Origin of the sequence: uncultured Succinivibrio sp. (assembly GCF_902756765.1) — a bacterium.
In the GTDB taxonomy this organism is placed as follows: Bacteria; Pseudomonadota; Gammaproteobacteria; order Enterobacterales; family Succinivibrionaceae; genus Succinivibrio.
This window is the reverse complement of record NZ_CACVSS010000072.1, coordinates 1-10,117: the sequence shown is the minus strand read 5'-3', so window position 1 is coordinate 10,117 and position 10,117 is coordinate 1. Positions and strand designations below refer to the sequence as shown.

The window sequence follows — 10,117 nt, the reverse complement described above, 5'->3', positions numbered from 1 at the left end:
GCAGCTTCAAGATCACCATAATCACGAAGTCTTATGGCAAGAGCTCTCTCATCCTCTATTTCAAGCATAGGAACCTGATTGATGGCTTTTACATAGCCTTCAATATTGCCAACCGGGGCAAGCATTCCTAATGACTGATTCTCTTTATCTGACAACTTATTCTCTTCGTAACAGCAAATTACAAATGGAAAACAATTATATGCCTTAGAGGCTTTATAAATACACTATTAGAGAAATTATTTCATTAGCTGAACAGAGCATCCACGAAATGATCGACATCGAATACTCTTAAATCTTCCTTACTCTCACCTATACCGACGTATCTTACAGGTACTTTAAACTTATCAGCAAGAGCAAAGATTACACCGCCTTTAGCTGTACCATCAAGCTTAGTCAGTACAAGTCCGGAGACATTGACAGCCTCTCCGAAAATCTTCATCTGAGAAACAGCATTCTGTCCGGTGGTTGAATCCAGTACCAGCATAACCTCGTTAGGAACATTCTCATCAATCTTCTTCATAACGCGAACAATCTTCTTGAGCTCTTCCATGAGGTTGTCCTTGTTCTGAAGTCTTCCAGCGGTATCGCAGATAAGCACATCTGTATTGTGAGCCTTAGCTGAGGTTAGAGCATCATAGATAACAGAGGCACTATCTGAGCCGGTTGGCTGAGATACTACAGGAGTATTGGTACGAACTCCCCATTCCTTTAACTGTTCAACAGCTGCAGCTCTGAAGGTATCACCGGCAGCAAGCATTACGCTCTTGCCCTGCTCCTTGTACTTAAGGGCAAGCTTACCGATGGTAGTGGTTTTACCGGCACCGTTAACGCCTACCATTAAAATTACGAAAGGCAGATCATTTGTTCTCTTAACTTCAAGAGGAATTGCACAAGGCTTTAATATATCCTTAAGAATATTCTTAAGATTATTCTTCAATGCACTGGCATCCTTAAGCTCACGCAGTTTTGACTCTTCACGAAGCTTTTCAATAATTCTGGTGGTGGTTTCAACACCAAGATCAGCGGTTAATAAAGAGGTTTCAAGCTCTTCATACAGATCTTCATCAATCTTCTTGCCAGAAACCAGAGCGCCGATACCTAAAGCAAGATTCTCTCTTGTACGCTTTAATCTCTCAAAGAATGATCTCTTAACCTTGGTCTCTTCAGCTTTCTCTGAGTTTTTATCTTCTTCAGCAGTGGCAGCAGCAACAGGAGCAGCTTCGCTTTCTACCTGTTCAGCCTTTTCCTGTACAGCATCCTTAGTAACCTCTGTTTTAGTTTCAAAGGTGTCTGAAGTCTCAGGAATTTCTTTATCCTCAGCTACCTCAACTTCAGGCTCAGCCTTAGCCTCTTCAGCAGCTACACTCTGAGGCTGTTCCTCTTTAGAATCTGAGGTCTGTACCTTCTGTTTCTGCTCTGTCTCATTTGACTTTTCAACAGCACTTTCACTCTCAGATTGCTCTGTCTTTGATGATTCGGTATTTAATGCTTCTGTACCTGCTGACTCTTTTACTTCTTCAGCAGTCTTCTCTGTATCATTAACTTTCTCTGAGATATTCTCTTCGTTCTGATTTTCTTCTTTATTCTTTTTAGAGAAAAATGAAAAAAGGCCCATTATTGTCCTCAATTTAGCTATTACAATTTACAAACTCCTGCAATTATATGCTAATTTTTACGATATTTCATTTTATTAGGCAGGTGTAGACGATCTGTTTCTGTTACAATTCTTCAAAAAAGGAAGAAATATGGCTGGATACGAAAACGAAATTAAGATTATTGGCGGCCTGTATAAAGGTAAGCTTATCCCTTTAAATGATGCAGAAGGTCTAAGACCAACCCCTGCCAGAGTAAGAGAAACCATCTTCACCTGGCTTAGCGGCAACATTGAAAATGCCCGTGTGCTTGATCTGTTTGCAGGTTCAGGAGCATTAGGCTTTGAAGCTCTATCAAGAGGTGCTGATAAGGTTACTTTAGTTGAGATGAATCCTCAGACAGTATACACCCTGAAAAGTGTTGCCGACACCTTTAAGACAGACAATGTAGAGGTAGTTAAGTCAGATGCCCTATCCTATCTTGAGAATACCTCAGAGAAATTCGATGTCATCTTTGTAGATCCTCCATATAAGCTGGATATATACGAAAAGACTCTGAGCCTTATCCTTAAGAGAAATCTTATTGATGAAAATTCAGTTATCTACGTTGAGATGAGAAACGGTTCCAACCAGATTGTTCCTGGACTGGAATGTATCAGAGAACAGACTGCAGGACAGGCAAAATATACCCTGATGAGAAAGAGCAGTCTGCTTTTTTAGACTTATTGGCGAAAACATGAACTTGAAATTATCGACAATTCATTTTCCGTAATTAGAATTCCGCAACCTCAAGGCTATGTATTTTCAATACCACGTACCCTCGACTAAAAAAACTAAAGACGAAATAATCTGCGCACACCAGATTTTTTATGAAGGTCTTTGATTGGATAATCAGCCCATTGTTTTGCCAGCATTTCGAAATCCTGAAACAGGGTATCTTTTTTATACTCTGTTCTCATTCCTTTTACTGTATTTTCTAAATTCTTCCAATCTCTAAGAACAAGAGAACAATAAGCTCTTTTGTAGATATCTTCGTCTATAACTCTAAGATTTATACCAACAGCTACAAACTCTCTAAAATTTAAAACTTTAAGAATAGCTTGAGCTTCTTCTGAATGTCGATTCTGAAAATAACTAGAGAGGTCTTCATACACGCCCTTTTCAGAAATCAAATCATTCACCTTGCTCATTGCTTTATTCAAATCTTCATCTGAACGTTGATGAATAATAAGATCAAGTGTTGATCTTCTCATGGAATCTTTACGATTAAAACGTAAAGTATAAACAGTGGCGCCTAAACCTAAAAATAAAATGACAGCCTGAACAGCTGCCATCATATCTTGAAATGTCATTTTATCTATTAGAACCCGAATCCGTCCCAACCTTCAAATAGTCTGATTTTCATTTTGTTTCTCCAAAAAGTAGCAATCATTTATTTTTCCTAACTTTCCTTTTATTAAGTATAGTATCATTTTTGATCGTGGATCATATCACATTTTCCAAAATTGAATGTAAACTAAAGTGTAATCCTCAATCTCAAAGATAAGTTGAAATACAAAATATACACTGCAAGAAAAAGATGATCTGTTGAAATGAATCAAAGGTCATTTAGCATGAATACCAGACAATAATTATTGAAATTCTCAGATATCACTATCTTCAAAATACTAAAAATGTATAAAATGTTCCCATATTTATTCCATTTCACCTTTGTGATGAAATGGAATCTTAGGAGTATTAACACTCAACCACACTTACAGCTAAACCACCGGCACTGGTTTCCTTGAACTTGATGTTCATGTTTCTGCCGATTTCATTCATAGCCATAATTGCAGCATCCAAAGACACCTTGTGCTGAGTATCCTTCTCTGCAGTAGCCAGCAACACTGCGTTATATGCCTTGATAGCTCCCATTGCGTTTCTTTCAATACATGGAATCTGCACATAGCCACCCACAGGATCACAGGTCAGTCCCAGATGATGCTCAAGAGCAATTTCAGCAGCATTTTCCACAACACAGGCATCATAACCTCTTGCATGTGCCAGCATAGCAGCAGCCATTGACGAGGCCACACCGATTTCACCCTGACAGCCAACTTCAGCTCCGGCAATACCTGCATTGTGCTTACACAGCATACCAACTGCAGCAGAGGCAAGCAGCCCCTCGCGCAGAGCTCGGTCTCCTAAGCTCATATCATTTCTCATAGCGTACAGCAGAGCTGGAATTACGCCTGCCGCACCACAGGTAGGAGCGGTGACAATCACACCACCGGAGGCGTTCTCTTCGGAAACAGCAAAGGCATAGGAGTTAATCTTGCCCATCAGTCTGTCTGCCTCAAAGTTATTGGTCTTGTACTGCTCTAAGATAGCCTGAGCCTTTCTCCATACTCCAAGGTGACCTGGAAGCTTACCTACGTTATTAAGACCTCTTTTTACAGAGTCGTACATAACATCCATAAGCTCATCGAGTTTTTCGCAGATCTTTGGACGGGACATACCGGTTATAGACATCTCATTCTCAAGGATAAGCTCATGTATAGTAAGGCCTGTTTCCTGAAGTCTCTGATGCAGCTCACGCATCGTTCCGTATGGATGGACAGGTTTACCTCTTTCCTCTTCCTTCCAGCCTTTCCACTGAATAAAGCCACCGCCCACAGAATAGTATTCAACCTCAAACAGGTTATTTCTATTTGCATCAAGCAGAGCAATCAGCATGGTGTTGTTGTATGGAGAGTCATGCTTTACAGGACCGAACTTGATACAGTCCAGACTTACAGTAATTGATTTATTTTTAAGCTTAATTTCGTATTTCTTTTCAGGAGTCTTCTTAATATCCTGAAGCACGGAGCCTGGACATTTCTCAGGAATATTACCGATTATACCGGCAAGAACAGCGGAATCAGTGCCGTGACCAACACCGGTCGCAGACAGTGATCCCAGTAAGGTTACCTCAATTGCAGCGGCTTTTGAAATCACTTCATCACTCAGAGCTGAAATCTTATTGTAAAAATCGTTACCAGCCTTCATTGGTCCGATTGTATGAGAACTTGATGGACCTGGACCAACCTTGAAAAAATCAAAGATAGCAGTTTCTACAGGAGGTCTGTTTTGTATTTTGTATTTATATTCTGACATAATTTTTGTTCTTATATATCAATAAATAGGCCCAGATAAGTACTACCCAGGCCTCAGAGTTATACGTTGTTAGATAAAGCTTAACAGCAGTGAAGCAATAGTTACGATACCCATTACGGTAATGAAGACATTAGAGAAACTACCCTGATACTTCTTCATTGCGGGAATCTTGGCAATTGCATACATTGGCATTAAGAACAGAATGATGGCAATGATAGGACCGCCAAGTGACTCAATCAGACTTAGGATACTTGGATTAACGGTTGCCACAAACCATAAGGTTAGAAGGAAGAAAAGAGTGATAACGCGGTTTCTGCGTTTACTTACCATCTTGGCACCTGGAGTCAGCTTAACAATGATGCCGTTTAAACCTTCTCTTGCGCCCATGTAGTGACCGAAGAATGAGGTTGAGATAGCCAGGAAGGCTACAAATGGTCCAAAGTAAGCAATAACAGGAGCATCAAACTTGTTGGCAAGATATGACAGAATGCTGATGTTCTGGGCTCTGGCCATGCTCAGATCCTGTGGAGACAGTGATAATACACAGGAGAATACAAACAGCATAACAAACAGAACCAGTATTCCGCTGGTGTATTTAAGAGTACGGCTTGCATACTTTTCAGCCTGATCACCATAACGCTCTTTCTGAGATACCGCAAAAGTTGAGATTGCAGGAGAGTGGTTGAATGCAAATACTAAAACAGGAATGGTAATCCACAGAGTAGATGCAAAGCTGCCAAAATCAGGGACATAGCTGAACTGAGATAAATCCCACTTTGGGATCAGATATAAAGACATTGCAAACAGAATGCAGCATAAAGGATAAACCAGTTTCTCATTGAACAGAAGAACCAGCTTCTCACCGCAGATGATAATTGCAATGTAAGAGAAAACACAGATACCGGCAAGAATTACTCTTGGAGGAGCACTCATGTGCAGCTGATTTACGATAAAGCTGTCTACAGTATTGGTAATACTTACGCCGTAAATCAGAAGAATTGGGTAGATAGCAAAGAAATACAGAGCAGTAATGATTAAACCTGCTGATTTACCGAAGAATTCCTCGGTAACGTTGGTAATATCACCGTCCTTTAGAGATGATGCCAGAACAAGTCTTGCAAGACCTCTGTGAGCAAAGTATGTCATTGGGCCAACAATCAGGGTAATGATTACCAGAGGCCATAATCCGGACATACCGGCAGTGATAGGCAGGAATAAAATTCCGGCACCAACAGCGGTTCCAAATAGGTTCAGCATCCACATGATGTCGAACTTGTGCCATCTTTCTCTTGAGTTGCTGGTAACAACCTGAGAAGTTGCAGCAGTATTATTAGTTATTTCCATATTAGTTCCTTATGTTTTATAGAAAAACCTTTGGTTCTGGTTTTTCATGATTTGAATATACCTCGCCTGAATATTCTTCAGAAACGAAGTATGCCCATTTTAAGTGCAGAAACATTTTCAGTCACCACTTTTGCAGATAAAACATGAGTACATTAAAAATTAACAGTATTTCTGTGTGTTCTACCTCAAGCTTTGAGTATTTAGGTTTTAAGAAGCATAGATAACCAGTAGAAAAACAAGTATATTATCTGTTTTTGAAAAATTCAAAATTTGAACAGTCTATTATTCATCAGGTACAGACTTTTCTCGGAAAACGAAACTCCCATACCACGAAAAACCTATAAAAGGCCAAAGAAGTTTTTAAGAAGACTCAGTCCGTAGGCAATAATAACCACACCGCAGATCCTGTTGATAACAGTCAGAACACCTGCATTAATTCTGCCGCTGAACAGAGAGATAAGGAAAATCAGACCTAAAAACCATAGAAAAGATGCGGAGATAATGCCAGACATAAATGGCAGAGCCTGATTGGAAAGCAGAGTTACATGAAAAGCCCCCAGCATCATAGTGCCATCAATAATTGCCTGAGGATTACACCAGGTTACAAAACATGCTGAGGAGATAGTTCTTCTTATAGGCATTTTTTCTGAGTCCTTTTTTATCTCACCAGCCTTACTCTTAACCAGTCCAAGACCTATTTTGATAAGTACGATACTTCCTAAAAGAAGAATTCCCAGTTTAATAAAATTATATTTCTCCATTAAACTGCCAATACCATAGAAACAGGAGGCTGATAAGGTAATATCAAAGAAAGCCACAATAATAGCAGTAAAAAAAGCTCGGCGACGGGAATCATTCAATGCGGAATTAATCACGAACAGATTCTGCATACCAATTGGAGCAAGGTATGCCAGTCCCATAGTAAGTCCCTGCAGATAATAAGTGTACATTGAATTATACCAACCAAATTAACTATACTAAAAACACAAAAAACAATCTAAAAAGGCTTTAATTCCTTTATTTAACTTTAATTTCAGAGTTATTATATTTTTGATTATTTTTTTGTAACCAACCAAATTATTACTTTTATACCAACCAAGTTTAAAAAATGAAAAACTGCCTCGAAATAAGCTGGAAGCCTGATAAAAACTCAGGAATTCCTGCATATCAGCAAATCATTGATTTTTTTCTATCCTCAGTAAGTTCAGGCGCTTTTGCAGTTGGTATGAGACTGCCCTCCCAGAGAAAGCTCTCAGAACTCTTTGAGGTCAACCGTTCTACAGTCAGCACCGCTATTGCAGAACTGTCATCCTACGGAATTCTTAAAGGAAGCTATGGAGCAGGTACAGAAATAGCCAGCAACACCTGGTCAGTACTGTTAAAGAGTAATCAGAACTGGTCAAAGCATGTACTCTCCGGAAATTTTAAAGAAAACCTCTCAACGCTTCAGGTTATAAACCAGCTTGAGTTTGATAAAGATCTGTTGAGACTGGGTACAGGTGAGATCGACCACAGACTTTTTCCTGTGGAACTGTGGCAGAAAGCTCTTAATAACGTCGGTAATAAGGTCACATCTCTAGGGTATTTAGAACCATTAGGTCTTTATGAACTTCGCTGTGAAATTGCAAAGCATCTTAATAAGATAGGAATCTGCACCACTCAGGAATGTATTCTAATTACCTCAGGCTCACTACAGGCTCTACAGCTGATCTCGGTATGTCTTTTAAAAAGCGGTTCTAAGGTTTTTGTAGAAGCGCCTTCATATCTTAAATCACTGCAGGTCTTCGAATCAGCAGGACTTGAGCTTACAGGTATATCAATGGACTCTGACGGAATGGAATACTGGAAGATTCTTCCTCATATAAGACAGGCAGGAGCTGAAAACACCTCTGTTGTCTATACAATTCCAACCAATCATAATCCAACAGGAATCTGTATGAGTGAAAAGAGAAGACAGGAGTTTCTGGAATTCTGTATAACCCATAGAATTCCCGTAATTGAGGATGGAGCATATCAGGAATTAAGCTTTACTAAAGACTATTCCCCTATCAGAACGCTGGATCACAATGGCATGGTAATCTATCTTGGTACCGCCTCTAAAACCTTATCTCCAGGCCTTAGAATCGGATGGCTGGTGGCACCAGAGGCTGTAGTCAAAAGATTAGGTGATGCAAAAATGCAGATGGACTATGGAGCCAGCTCTGTATCTCAATACATCTTTCTGGAGTTTCTTAAGACAGGAATGTATGAGAGTTATCTTTGTAAGCTAAAGAATATACTAAAACAGCGTCTTGATAATGCAATGAGAATTCTTGAAGAACATTTTCAATCTATTGCAGAATGGACACGGCCTAAGGGAGGCTTTTATATATGGCTTACTTTCAGACAACCTGTAAAAACAGATCTGCTGTTCAATGAAGCTATCAAAGCGGGAATACTTTTAAATCCTGGCGATATATATGATTTTAAGGCAAACAATTCAATCAGACTGTCTTATGCCTATATTACAGAAGATGAATTCAAGAAAGGTGCAATGATACTGAAAAAGCTGATTTTTAAACAGGTTGCCAAGTAACAGAAAACCCTCACACTGGAGGGTTTTCAAAAAAGGTACAGTAAGATTGAAATTATCTGCGACGACCCTTTGCAATCTCAACAACCTTGATTCGAGCCATAGCATCTGCAAGCTTAGATAATGCATGAGCATAGTCAGCATCACCTGAACCATGACGGTTAAGCTCATCCTTAGCAGCTTTGATAGCTTCCTGTGCCTTAGATTCATCGATATCATCAGCACGCAGAGCTGTATCTGCCAGGATGGTTACATTATCAGGCTGAACTTCCAGAATACCACCAGCCAGATATATCTGATCCTCTTTACCGTTGCTGTCAACGATGGAGACCATACCTGTCTTGATGGTTGTTAATAAAGGAGTATGACCGTATCTAACGCCAAGCTCACCTTCTGAACCTGTAACACGTATTGACTGTACAAGTCCTGAATACAATGAACTAACGCCACTAATCACGTTCAGATGGAATGATATTGACTCCATTTTCCACCCCTCTATTATAAGTTCTTAGCTTTTTCTATAGCTTCGTCAATAGTACCAACCATATAGAAAGCCTGCTCAGGTAAATTATCATATTCACCATCGATAATTCCCTTGAATCCACGGATAGTTTCCTTCAATGGAACATATTTACCTGGAGAACCTGTAAATACTTCAGCAACGCTGAATGGCTGAGACAAGAAACGTTCAACCTTACGAGCTCTAGCTACAACCAGCTTATCTTCTTCAGAAAGCTCATCCATACCTAGAATTGCGATAATGTCCTTAAGTTCCTTATATCTCTGTAGAACTGACTGAACACCACGAGCAACCTCATAATGGTCCTTACCAACAACAAATGGATCCAGCTGACGTGAAGTTGAAGCCAGAGGATCAACTGCAGGGTAAATACCCAGGGAAGCAATCTGACGTGACAGCACGATGGTTGCGTCCAAGTGAGCAAAGGTTGTTGCAGGGCTTGGATCGGTCAAGTCGTCAGCAGGCACGTAAACAGCCTGTACTGAGGTAATTGAACCTTTCTTAGTTGAAGCAATACGTTCCTGTAATACACCCATTTCCTCAGCAAGAGTAGGCTGATAACCCACAGCTGAAGGCATACGACCTAACAGAGCAGATACCTCTGTACCAGCCAGTGTATAACGGTAAATGTTATCGATGAACAGAAGCACATCCAGACCTTCGTCACGGAACTTCTCTGCAACGGTCAGACCGGTCAGAGCCACACGCAAACGGTTCCCTGGAGGCTCATTCATCTGTCCATAAATCATGGATACCTTATCGATAACCTTAGATTCCTGCATTTCGTGGTAGAAGTCGTTACCCTCACGAGTACGCTCACCCACACCGGTAAATACAGATAGACCTGAGTGAGCCTTAGCAATGTTATTGATAAGCTCCATCATGTTAACTGTCTTACCCACACCAGCACCACCGAACAGACCTACTTTACCGCCCTTAGCGAAAGGACAGATA

Annotated in this window: 9 protein-coding genes; 2 read left to right on the top strand and 7 right to left on the bottom strand. The window is 40.2% G+C overall.

Features of this window, described 5'->3' with window-relative positions:
- Positions 1-244: 244 nt before the first annotated feature.
- Positions 245-1,615, bottom strand: coding sequence for a signal recognition particle-docking protein FtsY (ftsY, locus tag QZU45_RS09360; protein WP_295354544.1), 1,371 nt, complete (start codon positions 1,613-1,615; stop codon positions 245-247).
- 130 nt (positions 1,616-1,745) lie between these two features.
- Here ftsY and rsmD point away from each other — a divergent pair, with 130 nt between their 5' ends.
- Complete coding sequence (gene rsmD / locus QZU45_RS09355; protein WP_295354541.1) at positions 1,746-2,312, top strand: 16S rRNA (guanine(966)-N(2))-methyltransferase RsmD; 567 nt, start codon at positions 1,746-1,748, stop codon at positions 2,310-2,312.
- Between the two features lie 113 nt (positions 2,313-2,425).
- Here rsmD and QZU45_RS09350 read toward each other — a convergent pair whose 3' ends face one another.
- From QZU45_RS09350 to QZU45_RS09335, 4 genes are all read right to left on the bottom strand, one after another.
- On the bottom strand, positions 2,426-2,944 hold the full coding sequence (locus QZU45_RS09350; RefSeq protein WP_295354539.1) for a DUF4760 domain-containing protein: 519 nt from the start codon (positions 2,942-2,944) through the stop codon (positions 2,426-2,428).
- Between the two features lie 385 nt (positions 2,945-3,329).
- A complete protein-coding gene (locus QZU45_RS09345; RefSeq protein ID WP_295354536.1) occupies positions 3,330-4,727 on the bottom strand; it encodes an L-serine ammonia-lyase in 1,398 nt (465 codons plus the stop codon).
- A 69-nt stretch (positions 4,728-4,796) separates the two neighbouring features.
- A complete protein-coding gene (locus QZU45_RS09340; RefSeq protein WP_295354547.1) occupies positions 4,797-5,990 on the bottom strand; it encodes an aromatic amino acid transport family protein in 1,194 nt (397 codons plus the stop codon).
- Positions 5,991-6,409: 419 nt separating this feature from the next.
- On the bottom strand, positions 6,410-7,021 hold the full coding sequence (locus QZU45_RS09335) for a LysE family transporter (RefSeq protein ID WP_295354533.1): 612 nt from the start codon (positions 7,019-7,021) through the stop codon (positions 6,410-6,412).
- 158 nt (positions 7,022-7,179) lie between these two features.
- On the opposite strand from QZU45_RS09335, the gene QZU45_RS09330 reads away from it, so the two are divergent.
- Entirely contained in the window at positions 7,180-8,646 is a 1,467-nt protein-coding gene (locus tag QZU45_RS09330) for a PLP-dependent aminotransferase family protein (RefSeq protein WP_295354530.1), read from the top strand.
- A gap of 52 nt (positions 8,647-8,698) precedes the next feature.
- Here QZU45_RS09330 and QZU45_RS09325 read toward each other — a convergent pair whose 3' ends face one another.
- Together QZU45_RS09325 and atpD are read right to left on the bottom strand one after the other, a co-directional pair.
- Complete coding sequence (locus QZU45_RS09325; protein WP_295354527.1) at positions 8,699-9,127, bottom strand: F0F1 ATP synthase subunit epsilon; 429 nt, start codon at positions 9,125-9,127, stop codon at positions 8,699-8,701.
- A gap of 14 nt (positions 9,128-9,141) precedes the next feature.
- Positions 9,142-10,117: F0F1 ATP synthase subunit beta (atpD, locus tag QZU45_RS09320; RefSeq protein WP_295354524.1), on the bottom strand; the 976-nt coding region annotated here is incomplete at its 5' end.